This window comes from Pantoea trifolii (assembly GCF_024506435.1).
Taxonomy (GTDB): Bacteria; Pseudomonadota; Gammaproteobacteria; order Enterobacterales; family Enterobacteriaceae; genus Pantoea; species Pantoea trifolii.
The window spans coordinates 1,211,557-1,232,217 of the sequence record NZ_JANIET010000001.1 but is presented as its reverse complement, the minus strand read 5'-3'; the positions used below and the strand labels follow the sequence as shown (position 1 = coordinate 1,232,217).

Annotated in this window: 22 protein-coding genes; 17 read left to right on the top strand and 5 right to left on the bottom strand. The window is 54.6% G+C overall.

Annotated features, from left to right (window positions below; translation table 11 throughout):
• Window positions 1–54: 54 nt before the first annotated feature.
• From NQH49_RS05635 to NQH49_RS05625, 3 genes are read left to right on the top strand one after another with little or no spacing between them, the layout of a single operon-like run.
• Entirely contained in the window at window positions 55–795 is a 741-nt protein-coding gene (locus tag NQH49_RS05635) for an amino acid ABC transporter permease (RefSeq protein WP_008103659.1), read from the top strand.
• Entirely contained in the window at window positions 795–1,472 is a 678-nt protein-coding gene (gene gltK / locus NQH49_RS05630) for a glutamate/aspartate ABC transporter permease GltK (RefSeq protein WP_007890689.1), read from the top strand. Before NQH49_RS05635 ends, gltK begins: the two co-directional genes overlap by 1 nt.
• Entirely contained in the window at window positions 1,473–2,198 is a 726-nt protein-coding gene (locus NQH49_RS05625; RefSeq protein WP_008103661.1) for an amino acid ABC transporter ATP-binding protein, read from the top strand.
• A 96-nt stretch (window positions 2,199–2,294) separates the two neighbouring features.
• Here NQH49_RS05625 and NQH49_RS05620 read toward each other — a convergent pair whose 3' ends face one another.
• The gene (locus NQH49_RS05620; protein WP_007890691.1) at window positions 2,295–2,777 is read right to left on the bottom strand and encodes a zinc ribbon-containing protein; all 483 of its coding nucleotides are present in this window, start codon (window positions 2,775–2,777) and stop codon (window positions 2,295–2,297) included.
• 222 nt (window positions 2,778–2,999) lie between these two features.
• On the opposite strand from NQH49_RS05620, the gene leuS reads away from it, so the two are divergent.
• The 14 genes from leuS (at window position 3,000) to NQH49_RS05550 (ending at window position 17,651) form a co-directional block, all read left to right on the top strand.
• Complete coding sequence (gene leuS, locus NQH49_RS05615) at window positions 3,000–5,582, top strand: leucine--tRNA ligase (protein ID WP_256695908.1); 2,583 nt, start codon at window positions 3,000–3,002, stop codon at window positions 5,580–5,582.
• A 14-nt stretch (window positions 5,583–5,596) separates the two neighbouring features.
• On the top strand, window positions 5,597–6,196 hold the full coding sequence (gene lptE / locus NQH49_RS05610) for an LPS assembly lipoprotein LptE (protein ID WP_256695906.1): 600 nt from the start codon (window positions 5,597–5,599) through the stop codon (window positions 6,194–6,196).
• Window positions 6,193–7,224, top strand: coding sequence for a DNA polymerase III subunit delta (gene holA / locus NQH49_RS05605; protein ID WP_256695905.1), 1,032 nt, complete (start codon window positions 6,193–6,195; stop codon window positions 7,222–7,224). Before lptE ends, holA begins: the two co-directional genes overlap by 4 nt.
• A complete protein-coding gene (nadD, locus tag NQH49_RS05600; protein ID WP_256695904.1) occupies window positions 7,217–7,861 on the top strand; it encodes a nicotinate-nucleotide adenylyltransferase in 645 nt (214 codons plus the stop codon). The genes holA and nadD overlap by 8 nt, the downstream gene beginning before the upstream one ends.
• 91 nt (window positions 7,862–7,952) lie before the next feature.
• Entirely contained in the window at window positions 7,953–8,270 is a 318-nt protein-coding gene (gene rsfS, locus NQH49_RS05595) for a ribosome silencing factor (RefSeq protein ID WP_061717393.1), read from the top strand.
• Between the two features lie 3 nt (window positions 8,271–8,273).
• Window positions 8,274–8,744, top strand: coding sequence for a 23S rRNA (pseudouridine(1915)-N(3))-methyltransferase RlmH (rlmH, locus tag NQH49_RS05590; RefSeq protein WP_008103678.1), 471 nt, complete (start codon window positions 8,274–8,276; stop codon window positions 8,742–8,744).
• Window positions 8,745–8,777: 33 nt separating this feature from the next.
• Window positions 8,778–10,682, top strand: a complete 1,905-nt coding sequence (gene mrdA / locus NQH49_RS05585; protein ID WP_256695903.1) for a peptidoglycan DD-transpeptidase MrdA — start codon at window positions 8,778–8,780, stop codon at window positions 10,680–10,682.
• An 8-nt stretch (window positions 10,683–10,690) separates the two neighbouring features.
• Window positions 10,691–11,803, top strand: coding sequence for a peptidoglycan glycosyltransferase MrdB (gene mrdB, locus NQH49_RS05580; RefSeq protein WP_036648258.1), 1,113 nt, complete (start codon window positions 10,691–10,693; stop codon window positions 11,801–11,803).
• 10 nt (window positions 11,804–11,813) lie between these two features.
• The gene (rlpA, locus tag NQH49_RS05575; RefSeq protein ID WP_256695902.1) at window positions 11,814–12,905 is read left to right on the top strand and encodes an endolytic peptidoglycan transglycosylase RlpA; all 1,092 of its coding nucleotides are present in this window, start codon (window positions 11,814–11,816) and stop codon (window positions 12,903–12,905) included.
• Window positions 12,906–13,022: 117 nt separating this feature from the next.
• Window positions 13,023–14,234 carry a D-alanyl-D-alanine carboxypeptidase DacA gene (gene dacA / locus NQH49_RS05570; protein ID WP_256695901.1) on the top strand — a complete coding sequence of 404 codons (1,212 nt, stop codon included), beginning with the start codon at window positions 13,023–13,025 and terminating at the stop codon, window positions 14,232–14,234.
• Between the two features lie 97 nt (window positions 14,235–14,331).
• Complete coding sequence (ybeD, locus tag NQH49_RS05565) at window positions 14,332–14,595, top strand: DUF493 family protein YbeD (protein ID WP_008103691.1); 264 nt, start codon at window positions 14,332–14,334, stop codon at window positions 14,593–14,595.
• A 69-nt stretch (window positions 14,596–14,664) separates the two neighbouring features.
• Window positions 14,665–15,315, top strand: coding sequence for a lipoyl(octanoyl) transferase LipB (gene lipB, locus NQH49_RS05560; RefSeq protein ID WP_256695900.1), 651 nt, complete (start codon window positions 14,665–14,667; stop codon window positions 15,313–15,315).
• A 176-nt stretch (window positions 15,316–15,491) separates the two neighbouring features.
• Window positions 15,492–16,457 carry a lipoyl synthase gene (gene lipA, locus NQH49_RS05555; protein ID WP_256695899.1) on the top strand — a complete coding sequence of 322 codons (966 nt, stop codon included), beginning with the start codon at window positions 15,492–15,494 and terminating at the stop codon, window positions 16,455–16,457.
• Window positions 16,458–16,604: 147 nt separating this feature from the next.
• Window positions 16,605–17,651: a hypothetical protein gene (locus NQH49_RS05550; protein ID WP_256695898.1), complete on the top strand. Its 1,047-nt coding sequence runs from the start codon at window positions 16,605–16,607 to the stop codon at window positions 17,649–17,651.
• 89 nt (window positions 17,652–17,740) lie between these two features.
• Here NQH49_RS05550 and tatE read toward each other — a convergent pair whose 3' ends face one another.
• From tatE to NQH49_RS05530, 4 genes are all read right to left on the bottom strand, one after another.
• Complete coding sequence (gene tatE, locus NQH49_RS05545) at window positions 17,741–17,944, bottom strand: twin-arginine translocase subunit TatE (protein WP_256695897.1); 204 nt, start codon at window positions 17,942–17,944, stop codon at window positions 17,741–17,743.
• A gap of 94 nt (window positions 17,945–18,038) precedes the next feature.
• On the bottom strand, window positions 18,039–18,809 hold the full coding sequence (locus NQH49_RS05540; RefSeq protein WP_256695896.1) for an amino acid ABC transporter ATP-binding protein: 771 nt from the start codon (window positions 18,807–18,809) through the stop codon (window positions 18,039–18,041).
• Window positions 18,806–19,765, bottom strand: a complete 960-nt coding sequence (locus tag NQH49_RS05535; protein WP_256695895.1) for an amino acid ABC transporter permease — start codon at window positions 19,763–19,765, stop codon at window positions 18,806–18,808. Before NQH49_RS05535 ends, NQH49_RS05540 begins: the two co-directional genes overlap by 4 nt.
• Entirely contained in the window at window positions 19,762–20,649 is an 888-nt protein-coding gene (locus NQH49_RS05530; RefSeq protein ID WP_256695894.1) for an ABC transporter substrate-binding protein, read from the bottom strand. The genes NQH49_RS05535 and NQH49_RS05530 overlap by 4 nt, the downstream gene beginning before the upstream one ends.
• Window positions 20,650–20,661: the final 12 nt, after the last annotated feature.

The following is a 20,661-nucleotide window of genomic DNA, read 5'->3' as shown; positions in this document are numbered from 1 at the left end:
CCGCTCAACAATCTTATGGGTAGCCTCGCTACCCTTTTTTTACCGGAGCTCGTTATGGGTATCGATTGGAACTGGGGCATTTTTCTTGAACAGGCCCCGTTCGGCAATACGACTTACCTCGGCTGGCTGTGGTCCGGTTTTCAGGTCACCATTGCGGTGTCCTGCTGCGCCTGGATTATCGCCTTCCTGGTAGGTTCCTTATTTGGCATTCTGCGTACCGTGCCCAACCGCCTGCTGGCGGCGATTGGCACCTGCTACGTGGAACTGTTCCGTAATATCCCGCTGATTGTGCAGTTCTTCTTCTGGTATCTGGTGGCGCCAGAACTGGTGGGCGAAAAGCTGGGCATGTGGTTTAAGTCGGAGCTGGATCCGAACATTCAGTTCTTCCTCTCTTCCACCATCTGTCTCGGCTTGTTCACCGCCGCACGCGTGTGTGAACAGGTGCGCGCCGCGATTCAGTCGCTGCCACGTGGTCAGAAAAATGCAGGCTTAGCGATGGGCCTGACGCTGCCGCAAACCTACCGCTATGTGCTGTTGCCGAATGCGTATCGCGTGATTGTGCCGCCGATGACCTCGGAAATGCTTAACCTGGTGAAGAACTCGGCGATCGCCTCGACCATCGGTTTGGTGGATATGGCCGCGCAGGCCGGCAAGCTGCTGGATTACTCCGCGCATGCCTATGAATCCTTTACCGCCATCACTCTGGCGTACGTCGGCATTAATCTGGTGATCATGCTGATTATGAGTGTGGTAGAACGCAAAATTCGCCTGCCTGGCAATATGGGAGGCAAATAATGTACGAGTTTGACTGGAGTTCGATTGTTCCCAGCCTGCCTTACCTATGGAATGGCTTGATCATTACCTTCAAGATCACCGCGATTGCCGTGGTGTTTGGCATTATCTGGGGCACGATTTTGGCGGTGATGCGCTTGTCGCCAATCGCACCGGTACGCTGGTTTGCCAAGCTGTACGTCAACCTGTTCCGCTCCGTACCTTTGGTGATGGTGCTGCTGTGGTTTTATCTGGTGGTGCCCGCATTCCTGCAGCAGGTGCTGGGCTTATCGCCTAAATCGGATATCCGCCTGATTTCCGCCATGGTGGCATTTGCGCTCTTTGAAGCGGCGTACTATTCGGAAATCATCCGTGCCGGTATTCAGAGCATCTCTCGCGGCCAATCCAATGCCGCACTGGCGCTTGGCATGACGCATTGGCAATCGATGAAACTCATCGTGCTGCCGCAGGCGTTCCGCGCTATGGTGCCGCTACTGCTAACCCAAGGCATCGTGCTGTTTCAGGATACCTCGCTGGTCTATGTACTGAGCCTGGCTGATTTCTTCCGCACCGCGTCCACCATTGGTGAGCGTGACGGAACCCAGGTTGAAATGATTTTGTTTGCTGGTCTGGTCTACTTCGTGATCAGCCTGAGCGCTTCGCTGTTGGTTACCTATCTGAAAAGAAAGAGGACGGTTTAAATGATTAGCCTGAAAAATGTTTCAAAGTGGTATGGGCACTTTCAGGTGCTGACCGACTGCTCCACCGAAGTGAAAAAAGGTGAAGTGGTGGTGGTCTGCGGTCCGTCTGGCTCAGGTAAATCAACGCTGATTAAAACCGTGAACGGCCTGGAGCCGATTCAAAAGGGCAGCATTCAGGTGACCGGCACCGAAGTGAACAACAAAAAAACCAACCTTGCTCAGTTACGTAGCAAAGTCGGCATGGTGTTTCAGCACTTCGAGCTGTTCCCGCATCTCAGCATCATTGAGAACCTGACGCTGGCGCAGGTTAAAGTGCTGAAGCGTGACAAAGCGGCCTCGCGTGAGAAAGCCCAAGGCCTGCTAAAACGCGTCGGGCTCTCTGCGCACGCGGATAAGTTCCCTGGTCAGCTTTCTGGTGGTCAGCAGCAGCGCGTGGCAATCGCGCGTGCGTTATGTATGGATCCGGTGGCGATGCTGTTTGATGAGCCGACGTCAGCGCTTGATCCTGAAATGATCAACGAAGTGTTGGACGTGATGGTTGAATTAGCCAATGAAGGCATGACCATGATGGTGGTGACGCATGAGATGGGCTTTGCACGCAAAGTCGCCAACCGCGTGATCTTTATGGATGAAGGGAAAATTATCGAAGACACCAATAAGGATGACTTCTTTAACAACCCGCAATCCGATCGTGCCAAAGACTTCCTGGCGAAGATTCTGCACTGATTCAATATCCTCAAGCCAGGTGCGCATTAATGCGCCCCCTACAAAATCACCTCACTTTTGTAGGGTCGTCATTAATGACGACCTGGCTACCTTTCATCAGGGTTCAAACGGCTGACGCTGGAACTGATCGTGCCCACACTCCGGGCAGCGCGTTAAGCTCTCTGGCGTATAAATCGCCCGCGTGAAGCCGCACTTCTCACAGACTAAATTCCCCAGGCCGACCACTTCGCCGCTCTGGTAGACGCCGTGATGGCGCAAATCCTGAAACACTTCACGCCACTCCAACTGACTTTTATCGGTGATATCCGCCAGTTCTTTCCACAGGCTTTCGCGAATCACGCGCAAAAACACCGAATCGCCAACCACATCAGAAGACTCCTGATAGCTCAGCGCAAACTCGTGTAAATCGCGGCGCACGGCGCGCATTACTTCATTCACCTCGGCGGGCGACAGCGTTTTTTTCGCCAGCAAACTTTGCCGCGCCTCGGCCACCAGCGCATCAACATCGCGCTCGCCATGATCCAATCGCTGGGATAATGCTTCAATCGTTGCACGGTATTCCTGCGCCACGTTATTCATTTTGTTCTCCTTTTCGCTGCGGATACTGCTGTTAAGTTTAGCGGTTTTGTCACAATTGCATGGGCAGCAACCGAAGAAATCACAAAAGGGTGAAAGCGGCGGCGCATTCGGCAGAAATCCGGCCTGCGAGGGCGTGAAAAGTTGTTGAGGCGCAGCCTTATGGGTATGCTATGCGGATCTAAAAGTATGCTTAGCGATTTTCACAAAGGACCACAGGCAGCCATGCAAGAGCAATACCGCCCGGAAGAGATAGAATCCCGCGTCCAACAACACTGGGACGAAAACGAAACCTTTAAAGTGACCGAGCAGGAAGGCAAAGAGAAATATTACTGCCTTTCGATGCTGCCCTATCCTTCTGGCCGCCTGCACATGGGTCACGTGCGTAACTACACCATTGGCGATGTGATTGCGCGCTACCAGCGTATGCTCGGCAAAAACGTCCTGCAGCCGATTGGTTGGGATGCATTTGGTCTGCCAGCGGAAGGCGCTGCGGTAAAAAACAACACTGCGCCTGCGCCGTGGACCTACGACAATATCGCCTACATGAAGAACCAGCTGAAATTGCTGGGCTTTGGCTACGACTGGAGCCGCGAACTGGCGACCTGCCAGCCAGAATACTATCGCTGGGAACAGTGGTTCTTCACCAAGCTGTATGAAAAAGACATGGTCTACAAAAAGACCTCTGCGGTGAACTGGTGCCCGAACGATCAAACCGTACTGGCCAACGAACAGGTTATCGACGGCTGCTGCTGGCGCTGCGATACCAAAGTTGAGCGCAAAGAGATCCCACAGTGGTTCGTTAAAATCACCGCCTATGCGGAAGAGTTGCTTAACGACCTCGACAAGCTGGAAGATTGGCCGGAACAGGTCAAAACCATGCAGCGCAACTGGATTGGCCGTTCTGAAGGCGTGGAAATCACCTTTGACGTTGCCAACAGCGCCGAGAAGCTGACCGTTTACACCACCCGTCCAGACACCTTTATGGGCGCTACTTATGTAGCAGTAGCTGCAGGTCATCCTCTGGCGCAGCAAGCGGCTGCCACTCATCCTGCGCTGGCTGAATTCATCGACGAATGCCGTACCACCAAAGTCGCCGAGGCTGATATGGCAACGATGGAGAAAAAAGGCATGGCCACCGGCCTGTTTGCTATCCATCCGCTGACCGGTGAAGAGATTCCGGTGTGGGTTGCTAACTTCGTATTAATGGAGTACGGCACCGGCGCGGTAATGGCCGTTCCAGGCCACGATCAGCGTGACTGGGAGTTCGCCACCAAATACAACCTGAACATCAAGCCAGTGATCCTGAATCTTGACGGTTCAGAACCGGATGTAAGTGCTGCCGCGATGACCGATAAAGGCGCACTGTTCAACTCAGGTGAATACAACGGTCTGGATCATCAGGCGGGCTTCAACGCCATCGCCGATGCGCTGGCAGCCAAAGGCGTGGGCGAGCGTAAAGTAAATTACCGTCTGCGCGACTGGGGCGTTTCCCGTCAGCGTTACTGGGGTGCACCAATCCCAATGGTGACGCTGGAAGATGGCACCGTGATGCCAACGCCAGAAGATCAGTTGCCGGTCATCCTGCCAGAAGACGTAGTGATGGACGGTATCACCAGCCCAATCAAAGCCGATCCTGAATGGGCCAAAACCACCGTTAACGGTCAACCTGCGCTGCGTGAAACCGACACCTTCGACACCTTTATGGAGTCATCCTGGTACTACGCGCGCTATACCTGCGCCAACTACCATGAAGGCATGCTGGATCCGGCGGCGGCGAACTACTGGCTGCCGGTCGATCAGTATGTGGGTGGTATCGAACACGCCATCATGCACCTGATGTATTTCCGCTTCTATCACAAGCTGCTGCGTGATGCTGGCTTGGTGAACTCTGATGAGCCGGCCAAACGCCTGCTGTGTCAGGGCATGGTACTGGCTGATGCGTTCTACTACCTCGGCGTGAACGGCGAGCGCAACTGGGTTTCTCCGGTTGACGTCACCGTTGAGCGCGACGAGAAAGGCCGCATTATTAAAGCCATCGACCACGAAGGTCGTGAAGTGGTTTACGCCGGCATGAGTAAAATGTCGAAGTCGAAAAACAACGGCATCGATCCACAGCTTATGGTTGAGCGTTACGGTGCAGATACCGTACGTCTGTTCATGATGTTTGCTTCGCCAGCAGAGATGACGCTGGAGTGGCAGGAATCGGGCGTTGAAGGTGCCAACCGCTTCCTGAAGCGCGTGTGGAAACTGGCTTACGAACACATTGCCAAAGGCGCGACCGTGGCGCTGGACGTCAACAGCCTGAATGACGATCAGAAAGCGCTGCGTCGCGATCTGCACAAAACCATCGCCAAAGTGGCCGATGACGTGGGTCGTCGTCAGACGTTCAACACCGCCATCGCCGCCATCATGGAACTGATGAACAAGCTGATCCGTGCCCCGCAGGAGAGCGAGCAAGATCGCGCGCTGCTGCAGGAAGCGCTAGTCGCTGTGACGCGTCTGCTCTATCCGTTCACCCCGCACGCCAGCTTTGTATTGTGGCAAGCGCTGGGCGGCGAAGGCAGCATTGACGAAGCCAGCTGGCCGGTAGCCGATGAAGCGGCCATGGTGGAAGATTCGCTACTGGTCGTGGTGCAGGTGAATGGCAAAGTGCGCGGCAAGATTACCGTTGCGACGGATGCCACGCAGGAGCAGGTGCAGGCGCGTGCTGCGCAGGAGCATTTGGTGGCGAAATATCTGGATGGCGTCACCATTCGTAAAGTGATTTATGTCCCCGGCAAACTGCTTAACCTGGTCGTAGGTTAAGTTCAGGAGGAACTGTGCGACAACTGATTATCAGGCTGTTTGTCCTGCTTGCGGTATTGATTACCGCAGGCTGTGGTTTCCACCCGCGCGGCACCACCTCGGTGCCGAGTGAGATGAAAACCCTTATCGTTCAGAGCGGCGATCCCTATGGCCCACTGGCGCGAGCTGTACGTCAGCAGCTGCGTATCAATAACGTAAATATTGTTGAAGACAGCGAAGAAGCGAGCGCGAAATACCCAACTCTGCGTCTTGGGTCTGCGAGACAGGGTCGCGATACCGCATCGGTGTTTATCAGCGGTACCACTGCTGAATACTCGCTGGTGATGACGGTCACAGCACAGGTTCTGCTGCCGGGTAAAGGTATCTACCCGATCAGCACGACTGTGTATCGTTCTTTCTTCGACAACCCGAACGCCGCACTGGCTAAGGATGCCGAGCAGACAATGATCGTGGAAGAAATGCGCCAGCGTGCGTCTGAGCAGTTAGTCCGTAAATTGCTGACGGTGCATGCTGCACAGATAAATAACAAATCAACGCTAACCGAGCCTGAGGCGATATTACCAGGCGAGGATTCGCCGGAAGTCCCTTCTTCCTCAGCCACCAGTTTGCAATGATCAGGATTTATCCTGAACAACTGAGCGCGCAGCTCCGAGAGGGGCTGCGCGCCTGTTATTTTCTCACCGGTAATGAACCCCTGCTGATTCAGGAAAGCGCGGATGCGATCCGAGCTACCGCCAGCGCACAGGGATTTGAAGAGCACTTCAGCATCACCATTGATGCGCAAACCGATTGGGATGCGATCTTCGTTAGCTGCCAATCGCTCAGCCTGTTTACCCAACGCCAAACCCTGACGCTGCAACTGCCAGAAAACGGTCCAAACTCCGCTATCGCCGAGCAGTTGGTGAAACTCTCCACGCTGCTACACAGCGATATTTTGCTGGTGCTGCGCATGGCAAAACTGACCAAAGCACAGGAAAACAGCGCCTGGTTTAAAGCGCTGAGCGCGCAGGCGGTGTTGGTGCCGTGCCAGACGCCTGAACAAGCGCAACTGCCGCGCTGGGTGGCGAGTCGTGCCAAAGCGATGAAGCTGAGCGTTGATGATGCAGCGATCCAGCTGCTTTGCTACTGCTATGAAGGGAATCTGCTGGCGCTGTCGCAGGCGCTGGAACGCTTATCGCTGTTGTGGCCGGATGGCAAATTGACGCTGCCGCGCGTCGAGGCAGCCGTCAACGATGCCGCGCACTTTACCCCGTTCCATTGGGTGGATGCGCTGCTGGCGGGAAAAAGCAAACGCGCCCTGCACATCCTGCATCAGCTGGAGAAAGAGGACAGCGAAGCGGTGATTCTGCTGCGCACGCTGCAACGCGATTTACTCACGCTGCTGCATCTGCAACGTAATCAGGCCAAACAAGCGCTGCGCACGCTAATGGATCAGCAACGTATCTGGCAAAACCGTCGCGCGCTGTTTACCGATGCGCTGCAGCGTCTTGATGCGCAGCGTTTACAGCGTGCGGTGCATTTGCTGGCAGAGCTGGAACTCAGCATGAAGCAGGATTACGGCCAAAACCTGTGGCCACAGCTGGAAACGCTGTCGCTGCTGCTGTGTCACCGCGATTTCCCACTGAGCTTTACCGATGTCTAAACTCTACGCCCTGTTTGGCGGCACCTTCGATCCGATTCACTACGGCCATCTCCGCCCGGTAGAAGCGCTGGCCCAGCAAGTGGGTTTGAAAAAGGTCACATTGCTACCCAACAACGTGCCGCCGCATCGCCCGCAGCCGGAAGCCAGTGCGCAACAGCGCATTGAGATGCTGCGCTGTGCCATCGCCGATCGCCCACTGTTTGATATCGATACGCGTGAACTGGAGCGTGCAACGCCGTCCTGGACGGTGGCTACGCTGGAAGCACTGCGTGCGGAACGCGGCACAGAACAGCCCCTCGGGTTTATCATCGGCCAGGATTCTCTGCTAACGTTAGCCAAATGGCATCGCTGGCAAGATTTGCTGTCGCTGTGCCATTTGCTGGTGTGTAAGCGTCCGGGTTACGCCGCCCAGATGGAAACGCCTGAGATGCAGCAATGGCTTGATGAGCATCTCGCCGATGATGTGCAGCAGCTTCATCACTCACCTGCAGGACACATCTGGCTGGCCGATACGCCGCTGCTCGACATTTCCGCCACCGAAATCCGTCAGCGCCGCCATGCAGGGATCTCCTGCGCGGATTTACTGCCAGATGCAGTGATCGACTACATCGATAGCGTTGGCTTATATCGCAGCTAAAGGCAGCATGCTATACTGCGCCGCTTCATTTTCGGCTACCTTTCTCGCATCGTTAGCCCGTCCGTAATCACCTGTTTTTAAGGGGAACCTTTTGCAAGGTAAAGCACTCCAAGAGTTCGTTATTGATAAGATTGATGATCTCAAAGGCCAGGACATCATTGCTATTGATGTTCAGGGCAAATCCAGCATCACCGATTGCATGATTATTTGCACCGGCACTTCAACACGTCACGTCGCTTCTATCGCCGATCATGTGGTGCAGGAATCGCGCACTGCGGGCCTGAGGCCACTGGGTGTTGACAGCAAAACCGCCTCCGATTGGGTGGTCGTTGACCTGGGTGACGTAATTGTGCACGTGATGGAAGCAGAGAGCCGCCAGCTGTACGAGCTGGAAAAACTCTGGAGCTAAGACGTGAAACTGCAGCTTGTAGCCGTCGGCACTAAAATGCCCGACTGGGTTCAGACCGGTTTCATGGAGTATCTGCGCCGCTTCCCGAAAGATATGCCGTTTGAACTGATCGAAGTGACTGCCGGCAAACGCGGCAAGAACGCCGACATCAAACGCATTCTGGAAAAAGAAGGTGAAGCGATGCTGGCCGCCGTTGGCAAAGGCAATCGTATTGTCACGCTGGATATCCCCGGGCAGCCTTGGGAAACCCCACAGTTGGCGCAGCAACTTGAACGCTGGAAACTGGATGGCCGCGATGTCAGCCTGTTGATCGGCGGTCCGGAAGGACTGGCACCCGCGTGCAAGGCCGCTGCCGAACAAAGCTGGTCACTGTCAGCGCTCACGTTGCCACATCCGCTGGTGCGTGTGCTGGTAGCGGAAAGCCTGTATCGTGCGTGGAGCATCACCACGAATCATCCTTATCATCGTGAATAAACGCCTGACAACCCCAGACAATAAATGTAGCGGATGAAATTACAGAGCAACGCCTTTCGCGATTACACTGCCGAACAGAAACTTTTTGTCCGCCGAGCATTGGTGGCTTTTGTTGGCATCCTGCTGCTCTCCAGCATTCTGGTGGTCAATATGTACCACCTGCAAATTCTGCGCTTTGACGACTACAGCACCCGTTCGAATGAAAACCGCATCAAGCTGGTGCCGGTGGCGCCGAGTCGCGGCATCATTTTTGATCGTAACGGCGTGCCGCTGGCGTTGAATCGCACCATCTATCAGGCCGAACTGATGCCGGAAAAGGTCGAAAACCTGAAGCAGACCTTACAGGATCTGCGTCCGGTGCTGGATCTGACCGACGACGATATCGATGCGTTTGAAAAAGAGCGCAAACGCTCACGCCGCTTTACCTCGATTCCGGTCAAAATCGGTTTAAACGAGGTGCAGGTAGCGCGTTTTGCCGTCAATCAGTACCGTTTTCCTGGCGTGGAAGTAAAAGGCTATCAGCGCCGCTACTATCCTTACGGCCAGACGCTGACGCACGTGGTGGGCTACGTCTCTAAAATTAACGATCGCGATGTCACACGCCTCGATCAGGAAGGCAAATGGCCGAACTATGCGGCTACCCATGATATCGGCAAGCTCGGCATCGAGAACTATTACGAAGATGTGCTGCACGGTAAAACCGGTTATGAAGAGGTTGAAGTTAACAACCGTGGCCGCGTCATCCGCCAGCTGCACGAGCAGTCTCCGCAGGCCGGACGCGATATTTATCTGACGGTTGACCTCAAGCTGCAGCAATACATCGAAACCTTGCTCACCGGCAGCCGCGCGGCGGTGGTGGTAAGCGATCCGCGCACCGGCGAAATCCTTGCGCTGGTGTCAACGCCGAGCTATGACCCGAACCTGTTTGTCGACGGCATCTCCAGCAAAGATTACAAAGCACTGTTGAGCGACGAAAACCGTCCGCTGTACAACCGTGCGCTGCAAGCTTCCTATCCACCGGCTTCTACGGTGAAACCTTACGTTGCCGTGTCGGCACTGAGCGCAGGCGTAATCAACCGCAACACCAGCCTGTTCGATCCCGGCTGGTGGCAACTGCCCGGCTCGGAAAAGCGCTATCGCGACTGGAAAAAATGGGGCCACGGCCGCCTGAACGTCACCAAATCGCTGGAAGAATCAGCGGATACCTTCTTCTATCAGGTCGCCTACGATATGGGCATCGATCGCCTGTCGGAGTGGATGACTAAGTTTGGTTACGGCCATCGCACCGGCATTGACCTGCCGCAGGAGAGCGCGGGCAACATGCCTACACGCGAGTGGAAGCTTAAGCGCTTTAAGAAACCGTGGTATCAAGGTGACACCATTCCGGTGGGTATTGGTCAGGGCTACTGGACCGCGACACCGATTCAGATGAACAAAGCGATGATGATTCTGATTAACGACGGTGTGATCAAGGTGCCGCACTTACTGCGCGCCACGCGTGAAGGCCAAACCATGGTGCCCTATCGCCAGCCGCCGGATGCACCGATTGGCGACATTCACTCAGGCTACTGGGAAATTGCTAAAGACGGCATGTATGGCGTAGCGAACCGCGCCAACGGTACGGCACACAAGAGTTTTGCCGATGCGCCTTACAAAATCGCCGCCAAATCCGGTACCGCACAGGTTTACGGCCTGAAAGAAAATGAAGTCTATAACGCGCACAAGATTGCAGAGCGCTTGCGCGACCATAAATTAATGACCGCTTACGCGCCGTACGATAAGCCGCGCGTGGCCGTCACCATGATTCTGGAAAACGGCGGCGCAGGTCCGGCTGTTGGCACCGTGATGCGCCAGATTCTCGACCACATTATGTTAGGCGACAATAATACCGTGCTGCCAGAAGCCGCACCGATGCCGCCCGGCTACGAAGGTGAATAACAATGTCCATGAACGATAGTCCGCAGAAAAGATCGATCTGGACGCGCATCCATATCGACCCGCTGTTTATGCTGATCATTCTCAGCTTGCTGACCTACAGCGCCATTGTCATCTGGAGCGCCAGCGGACAGGATCCCGGCATGACCGAGCGTAAGTTCGGGCAGATTGCCATGGGCATCGTCATCATGCTGGTGCTGGCGCAGGTGCCGCCGCGCGTCTATGAAAGCTGGGCGCCCTATCTCTATATTGTCTGCGTGATATTGCTGATCGCGGTGGATGCCTTTGGCCACATCAGTAAAGGCGCACAGCGCTGGCTCGATTTGGGTTTTGTGCGCTTCCAGCCCTCGGAGATCGCCAAGATTGCCGTGCCACTTATGGTGGCGCGCTTTATTAACCGCGATGTCTGTCCGCCGACGCTGAAAAACACCGGCATCGCGCTGGTGTTGATTTTCATGCCAACGCTGCTGGTGGCGGCACAGCCAGACTTGGGTACGTCGATTCTGATCGCCGCTTCCGGTCTATTTGTGCTGTTTTTATCCGGTATGAGCTGGAAGCTAATTGGTATCGCCGTGCTGCTGGTGGCGGCCTTTATCCCGATTTTGTGGTTCTTCCTGATGCACGATTATCAGCGTGACCGCGTGATGATGCTGCTGGACCCGGAAAGCGACCCGCTCGGCGCCGGTTATCACATTATTCAGTCGAAGATTGCTATCGGTTCCGGTGGCCTGCGCGGCAAAGGCTGGCTGCATGGCACCCAATCGCAGCTGGAATTCCTGCCTGAGCGTCATACCGACTTTATTTTTGCCGTGTTAGCGGAAGAACTCGGCCTGGTTGGCGTGTTGTTATTGCTGGTACTCTATTTGCTGCTGATCATGCGCGGACTGATTATCGCTGCGCGTGCGCAGACCACCTTTGGTCGCGTGATGGCGGGCGGTTTGATGCTGATTTTATTCGTTTATGTTTTCGTTAACATTGGCATGGTAAGTGGTATCTTACCGGTGGTTGGCGTACCGCTGCCGCTGGTGAGCTACGGCGGATCGGCATTGATTGTGTTAATGGCTGGATTTGGCATTGTGATGTCGATCCATACTCATCGAAAAATGTTATCTAAAAGCGTTTAAGAGGCTGCACATGCGTAAGGACTGGCTTGGGGTTGCACTGGCATCATTGGTACTGGCTGCCTGTTCCACACCGGAACCGCAGAATAATACTGCGCCACCGCAATCGGCCTATAACGGCCCGGTAGTGGAAATTCCTGGCGTGGAACCACGCTATGAACCTATCAATCCTTCCACCAGCCAGGATTACAGCGTCAACGGTAAAAACTACCGCGTGATCAAAGATCCGTCGAACTACAGTGAAGTGGGTTTAGCCACCTGGTACGGTGACGAAGCGCAGGGTAATCGCACTGCTATCGGTGAATCTTACGATCCGGAAGGCATGACTGCCGCGCACCCTACGCTGCCGCTGCCGAGCTATGTGCGCGTCACTAACCTCGCCAACGGTCGCCAGATTGTGGTGCGCGTTAACGATCGCGGTCCTTATACGCCAGGCCGCATTATCGACCTGTCGCGTGCGGCGGGCGATCGCCTGAATATCTCTAACAATACCCGCGTGCGCGTTGATTACATCAAAGTGGCTCCGGATGGCTCAGTTTCTGGTCCCGGCACCATCGGAACCACCGTCGCCAAACAGAGCTATGCCCTGCCCGCGCGTCCGGACCTCGGCGGCGGTATGGTGATGATGGGCGGTAGCGCCAATGCGGCACCCGCGCCTGCACCGCAAGATGTGCGCGCCGTAGATAACAGCACCTTGCAAAGCAGTGACAGCATGGGTGCGCCAGTGCAAAGCAGCGGTTTTCTCGGTGCGCCGCAGCCGTTAGCCACGGGTGTGCTGGAAGGCAGCGAGCCGGTTGCCGCGCCAGCAGCACCAACCTCTCCCGCACCAGCCGTAGCCGCGCCTGCCAGCAGCCAGAATGCCCATGCTGGCAGCGGTTATGTGGTGCAGGTTGGTGCGATTAACGATCCAGCGCGGGCGCGCCAGCTGGCGGAAAGCCTGGGTAAACGTTTTGGCGTACCGGGCGCCGTTGAAGCCAATGGCAACGTCTATCGTATTCAGTTAGGTGGCTATCAAAGCCGTGCCGAAGCCGCCGCGTTGCAGCAGCGTCTAAACACTGAAGCGCAAATGAGCTCATTTATTACCACTGCCCGTCCATCAATGTAACGGACAGTGACATTTCCTGCTGAAACTGATTTGCAAAGCAAGATGTCGCCCGATCGGGCGTTTGCTATAGTTAGGCACTTTTTTCACTCTAAACCCACGGATGTTGTAGTCCTGAACATGAATACGCTGAAACCTTCTCGTTTTCTGAAACGCCTGACAGTGGGATCACTGGTCGCTCTTTCTCTCAGCCATGCCGCTTTTGCGGACGATATTAACCTTAAGACTATGATTCCGGGCGTACCGGACATTGATGCTGAAGCTTATGTGCTGATCGACTATAACTCCGGCAAAGTGCTGGCCGAAAAGAACGCGGATGCACGCCGCGATCCGGCAAGTTTGACCAAAATGATGACCAGCTACGTTATTGGTCAGGCGGTCAAAGCGGGCAAAATCCATAACGATGACATCGTGACCGTGGGCAAAGATGCCTGGGCAACCGGTAATCCGGTATTCAAAGGTTCATCCCTGATGTTCCTAAAGCCTGGCGATCGTGTACCGGTTTCTCAGCTGACGCGCGGCATCGTGCTGCAATCAGGTAACGACGCTTGTGTGGCGATGGCGGATTATGTTGCCGGCAGCCAGGACGCATTCGTTAACCTGATGAACAACTACGTTGGCGCATTGGGCCTGAAAAACACCCACTTCCAGACCGTGCACGGTTTGGATGCCGAAGGCCAATACAGTTCGCCGCGCGATATGGCGTTGATCGGCCAGGCGCTGATCCGTGACGTGCCCGATGAGTACGCGGTTTACCGTGAAAAAGATTTCACCTTTAACAACATCAAGCAGACTAACCGCAACGGTTTGCTGTGGGATACCAGCCTGAACGTGGATGGCATCAAAACTGGTCACACAGACGCAGCGGGCTACAACCTGGTTGCCTCTGCCACTGAAGGCCAGATGCGTTTGATCTCCGCAGTGATGGGCGGTCGGACTTATAAAGGCCGTGAAACCGAGAGCAAGAAATTGCTGACGTGGGGCTTCCGCTTCTTCGAAACCGTGGCACCGCTGAAAGCAGGCAAAGAATTTGCGTCTGAGCCCGTGTGGTTCGGTGACAGCGATCGTGTTCAGCTGGGCGTGGAAAAAGATGCCTATCTGACCATCCCACGTGGCCGCATGAAAGACCTGAAAGCCAGCTATGTGCTGAACAACACTGAACTGCACGCACCGCTGCAGAAAAATCAGGTCGTGGGCAGCATCAACTTCCAGTTGGATGGCAAAACCGTTGAACAGCGTCCGCTGGTGGTGCTGAACGAAGTGAAAGAAGGCGGTTTCTTCGGCCGCATCATCGATTACATCAAACTGATGTTCCACCACTGGTTTGGCTAAGGCGCGCTTGAAAAAACGCCAATTTGCCCCCAAATAAGCTACTATCTTTGCTCCCGCCTCGGCGGGAGCCTGTTTTTTTAAGCACCGGAGTCAATGTATGAAAACCAAATTGAATGAACTGCTCGAATTCCCTACGCCTTTCACCTACAAAGTGATGGGTTTGGCGCAACCGGAGCTGGTTGATCAAGTGGTTGAAGTGGTGCAGCGCCACGCGCCAGGCGATTACAAACCGGATGTTAAGCCAAGCAGCAAAGGCAACTATCACTCGGTTTCCATTACCATCATCGCCACCCACATTGAGCAGGTTGAAACCCTGTACGAAGAGCTGGGCAACATCGAAATCGTGCGTATGGTGCTGTAATTCTGGCGCTGGCAAAGTCCGCTTTGCCAGCGTTATACTCTGCCTTCCACTCTTTACCGGATCTCTGCTTTGTCAGCTAATACGCTTCTTGTTCGTCAACTCGGCCAGCGCGATTGGCAACCCATCTCCGATGCGATGCATCACTTTACCGATCAACGCGACAGCAACACCGCCGATGAAATCTGGCTGGTGGAACATCATCCCGTGTTTACCCAAGGTCAGGCAGGTAAAGCCGAACATCTGCTGATGCCGGGCGATATTCCGGTGGTACAAAGCGATCGCGGCGGCCAGGTCACCTACCATGGCCCCGGCCAACAGGTGATGTATGTGCTGATCGACGTGAAACGCCGCAAGATGGGCGTGCGTGAGTTGGTGACAGCACTGGAAGAAACGGTGATCGCCACGCTAGCCGACTACAACATCCGCGCCCGTGCGCGACCGGATGCGCCAGGCGTGTACGTGGGCGATGACAAGATTTGTTCGCTGGGGCTGCGCATCCGTAAAGGCTGCTCGTTTCACGGCCTGGCGCTGAATGTGGCGATGGATCTCGCGCCCTTCCTGCGCATCAATCCGTGCGGTTATGCCGGAATGCAGATGACGCAGCTCAGCCAGCTGCAGCCGGGCGTTACGCCCGCCGATGTGCAGCCGCGTCTGGTGCAGCATTTCGCCCGTTTGACCGGATTTACCCAACTGGAATGGCAAAGTGATGCCGCAGTCTGACCTTGACTGTACGTGCGCATTTACAAAATTGTAACTTTTGCACTGGCTAATCGGCTGCTTATGGGCAGACGAGATGATATAATTTTTGCCATATTTTCAAAAAAAGTTGAAAGCCTGGTTCTCAGTTTGAGTGAGGAAGCTTTCAAATCGCAATCCCGACCGGAACCTGCAGATTTATGAGTAAACCAATTCAGATGGAACGTGGCGTCAAGTATCGCGATGCCGACAAAATGGCGCTAATCCCGGTGAAAACCGTGATGGTTGAGCGTGAAGAAATTCTGCGTAAGCCGGAATGGATGAAGATCAAACTGCCTGCGGATTCCAGCCGCATTCAGGGCATCAAAGCCGCGATGCGTAAAAACGGTCTGCACTCAGTGTGTGAAGAAGCCTCCTGCCCTAACCTTGCCGAGTGTTTTAACCACGGCACCGCGACCTTTATGATCCTCGGCGCAATTTGTACCCGCCGCTGCCCATTCTGCGACGTGGCCCATGGCCGTCCGAATATGCCTGACGCCAACGAACCGCTGAAACTGGCCCAAACCATCGCCGATATGGCGCTGCGTTATGTGGTGATTACTTCGGTGGATCGTGATGACCTGCGCGACGGCGGTGCTCAGCACTTTGCCGACTGCATCAGCGCGATTCGCGAAAAAAGCCCAACCATCAAAATTGAAACGCTGGTGCCGGACTTTCGTGGTCGTATGGATCGCGCGCTGGACATCCTCACCGCGACGCCACCTGATGTGTTTAACCACAATCTGGAAAACGTGCCGCGCGTTTACCGTCAGGTCCGCCCAGGCGCCAACTACGATTGGTCACTGAAGCTGCTGGAGCGTTTCAAAGAAGCACATCCGGATATCCCGACAAAATCGGGTTTGATGGTGGGCCTTGGCGAAACCAATGCCGAGATCATTGAAGTGATGCGCGATCTGCGTCGCCACGGCGTCACCATGCTGACGCTGGGACAGTATCTGCAACCGAGCCGTCACCACTTGCCGGTACAGCGCTACGTTAGCCCAGCCGAGTTTGATGGGATGAAAGAGGAAGCGATGGCGATGGGCTTCACCCATGCTGCCTGCGGCCCGTTTGTGCGCTCGTCTTATCACGCCGATATGCAGGCCAAAGGTCTGGAAGTTAAGTAATATTCCTCGCGATTGCGTTCTTAATAGGGCGCAATCGCAAAAATCCCCCCACACCCACTTAATCTTTGTCGCAAACCTGACGCTTTAACCGCTGAGGCCATAAGAGCCTGTTCATTTTTTCTCAGTGTATTTTTTGAAGGTCAGATTATGCAAACTTCCTTTCATATAAAGGCGCTCGATGTACTACGAGCACCGGATGTGTCAGGTCCATCCTCAGAAGTGCGGCAATATGGCACATCAGAAGAGAGCCTGGAGGCGCTAAAAATGCGCACCACGCCGAAAGACATCACCAATCCCTATACGTCAGCGCACGCGTCCTGTGCCAATGCCTTTATCGCTACCGCCATCAGTATTGAGCATCGCTACAACGAGATGCATCTGCAACTGCCGCTTCCTGAAAAGGCGTGGGTTAACGCGGAAGTGGCCCTTGCTCAGCCAGCAGTGACGATCCTGCCAGCAATCTCCCCGTCCCCAACCCTGCACATGACGCATTCATTGATTGCATATGATGCAGAAAACCAATGGAACTTTGAGCTGCTGGGGGCGGAGATTGCGATGCCAGTTTCATCAAACTGGGCAGCAGAATCCAACCCGCAATTTATTGACGTGGCGATACATGAACTGTTGGCATTGCCTGAACAGCCTGCCAGCGAACCAGCATCGTGGGTAACGATCACAACGCTTGCCGCAGTGGAGAGCGAAGTAACCATCAACCGCAATACACAGGATAAAAACGGCAATACCCTATTCAGTGGTGATGCGCCTGTAGGTTCTATCTTGCTTTTCTACATTGATGATGTGCTGGTTGGAAGCCAAGAGATTGCGGATGACGGTCAATGGCAGTTTGCACTGCCTGCGGATTTGCCCGCCGCTCAGCATACGTTCAGTGCCATGCCGACCAGTGCGCAGGGCGTGGTTGGCAACAAAATCGACTGGCTATTTGTCATCGAAGCCAAACCCAGCATCATTCTGTTGCCAATCGAGGACGGTCAGCTGGATATGATTGATGCGGCGCTAATCGACTGGGTCCCTCCACAGGATGAAACGCCAGTGTCACTGTTGCCGTTGGTTTTAACTGACCTGATGCTTGATGACTGGCAAACCCAGGATGGGATCACTACCTATCCATCAATGGTTCACACCAGCTTGTTTGATCTACATGAACAAGGTGTTGCCAGCATTGTTTGGCACTAAGACGCAAAAAATCAAAAACCAGACTGACAACAGTCTGGTTTTTTATCAACGTAATAAATATTTACACTTATTGACGTTCGGCGCAGAGATTACTCTTTGTGGCTGACACGTTCAGCAGGCGCTTCTTCAACGCTGCTTTTGGATGCGCCGGATTCATCATCTTTCATGGCTTTCTTAAAGCCTTTGATTGCGGAACCCAGATCGCCACCCAGTGAACGTAACTTGTTGGTGCCAAAAAGCAGTACGATGAGCGCACCGATGATCAGCAGTTTGGCAATACTGATACCTTCCATAATTTACCTTTCAACCAATGTGAAAAACCGACCTGACTATTAACGCGCAGTTTATAAACGGCCTCAACTGCAATCTGTAACAGAGTGAGACCGCCTAAATAAAGCGGCTGAGAAACGCCTGCGTGCGCGGATGCTGCGGATTACCAATCACTTGCTCCGGACTGCCCTGCTCCACCACCACGCCACCATCCATAAACACCACGCGATCGGCCGCCTCACGCGCGAAACCAATTTCATGGGTCACCACAATCATGGTCAGACCTTGATCGGCTAATGTGCGCATGGTGGCCAGCACTTCGCCGACTAACTCCGGATCGAGTGCCGAAGTGGGTTCATCGAACAGCATCAGCGCCGGTTTAATCGCCAGCGCACGCGCAATCGCCACACGCTGCTGTTGCCCCCCTGACAGATGACGCGGCCAGGCATCGGCTTTGTCACTCAATCCCACGGTCGCCAGCAGTTCACGGGCATGCTTGAGCGCGTCCTGCCGCGCAAATTTGTGCACACCAATCGGCGCTTCAATGATGTTTTGCAGCACCGTCATATGCGGATAGAGGTTGAACTGCTGAAACACCATACCGATTTTCTGACGCTGATGAGCAATTTTACGCGCCGACAGGCGATGCAAAATACCGCGCTTCAGCTCGTACCCGATCTGGTCGTCACCCACCATAATCGAACCGGCATTCATGTCTTCCAGATGATTAATGCAGCGCAAAAAGGTAGATTTACCCGAACCCGATGGCCCGAGAATCACCACCACTTCACCGGGAAACACATCGAGATCGATGCCTTTCAGCACCTCATTATCGCCATAACTCTTCTGCACATTACGCGCACGCACCAGCGGCTGAACGTCACTCATACATCCTCCTTCAGACGGTGCGCGACGGCTGGCGCGGCTTCGTTAGCGGCAACACGACGTTTGTTCACCACCGTGCGGGTAGTGCCGCGTGCGTAGTAACGCTCGATGGCAGACTGGCCGACATTGAGAATCGAGGTGATAAACAGATACCAGATCACCGCGACCATCAACATCGGGATAATTTCAAAGGTGCGGTTATACACGGCCTGCACCGAGTACAACAGATCGCCCATGGCGATCACACTCACCAGCGAGGTCGCTTTGATCATGCTAATCAACTGGTTGCCGGTTGGCGGAATGATCGAACGCATCGCCTGTGGAATGATGACACGGCGCAGCGCGCGGCTGCGGCTCATGCCAAACGCCTGCGTGGTTTCAACCTGACCGTTATCCACTGACAGTAAGCCAGCGCGAATGATCTCGGCCATATAGGCCGCTTCATTAAGCGCCAGTCCAGCAATCGCTGCGGTCAATGGCGTAATCAGATCGTTGGTATTCCAGCTGGCAAAGGTGATATCCGTCCACGGAATAGTGATCGAGATCGTGGGAAACAGCGTCGACAGGTTGTACCAAAAGATCAGCTGCACCAGCAGCGGCGTACCACGGAAAAACCAGATGTAGAGCGACGATAAGCCGCTCAGCAATTTGTTATCCGAAAGACGCCACACGCCCAGCAACAGCCCCAGCAGCGTGCCAAGAATCATCGACACCACCGTTAAGCCGAGCGTAACCTGCAGGCCTTTCATCACCGAACCTTCGGTGAACCACTGTAGCACGACGTTCCACTCAAAATTGGGGTTGGTCGCCACCAGCCAGAGGAAGTCTGCGGCAATAACCAGCACCAAAATCCATGAGATCCAGCGCCCATAAGTGGGCGCACTGCGGGCAAAAGCCACATCGCGCTGCTGCACGTCGGCCTTATCCCTGGCTCGCGAATTGTTGGTGACCGGACTCATTTTGCTGCCCCTTGCGCCAGGTTACGTCCCGGTTGCTGCAACACGTTGCCGTCTAACTTCCACTTCTTCATGATGGCCGCGTAGGTGCCGTTACTGAACAGCTCTTTGTAAGCATCCAGCACCACATTGCCGAGTTCCGACCCCTTCGGTACCACGGTGCCCTGGAAAATGTCGCCAAAGCCGTTTTTCTGGCCTTTGCCCGACAGCTCCAGCTGACCGTTAGCCTGTTCGATAAAGTAAGTCAGTGGCGCCTGCGATGAGAAGAAGGCATCGGAGCGTTTTGAGCGCACGGCTAAAATCGATGAGGGTTGATCGGTAAAGGATTGCACCACCACCGCCGGTTTACCCGCCGCGACACAGGCATCGGACTGCTTACGAATCACCTGCTCCGCTGAACCCGCCGCCATCACCGCAATGCGTTTGCCGCAGGTATCTTCCAGACCGTTAATCTTGGATGGATTGCCTTTCTGCACGCCAAACACCACGAACTCCTGTACGAAGTCGATAAAATCGACCTTCTGCTGACGATCCGGATAATCCCCAATCGGCCCAATCGCCATCTGGTAACGGCCAGAATTAATGCCGGTGAGCACGCCCGATAAACCGCTGACGGTGGCATGTTCAATCTTCACGCCCAGCAGCTGTGCCAGCGCTTCGGTGAGATCGGCGGAGGCACCATCCATTGAGTGCGGACCGTTAACGATCTCGTACGGAGGAAAGGAGCCGTTGTTCACCGAGATCATTTTGCCGCTGCTTTTAATCTCTGCTGGCAGACGATCGTGCAGTGCCTGATCCACTTTTTGCGTTGGAATAGCGTCAGCCGCCTGAGCGAAACAGGCCGTCAGGCCCAATGAAAGCGCGATGGCGGTAGCAAGAATTTTCATCAGTCAGATTCC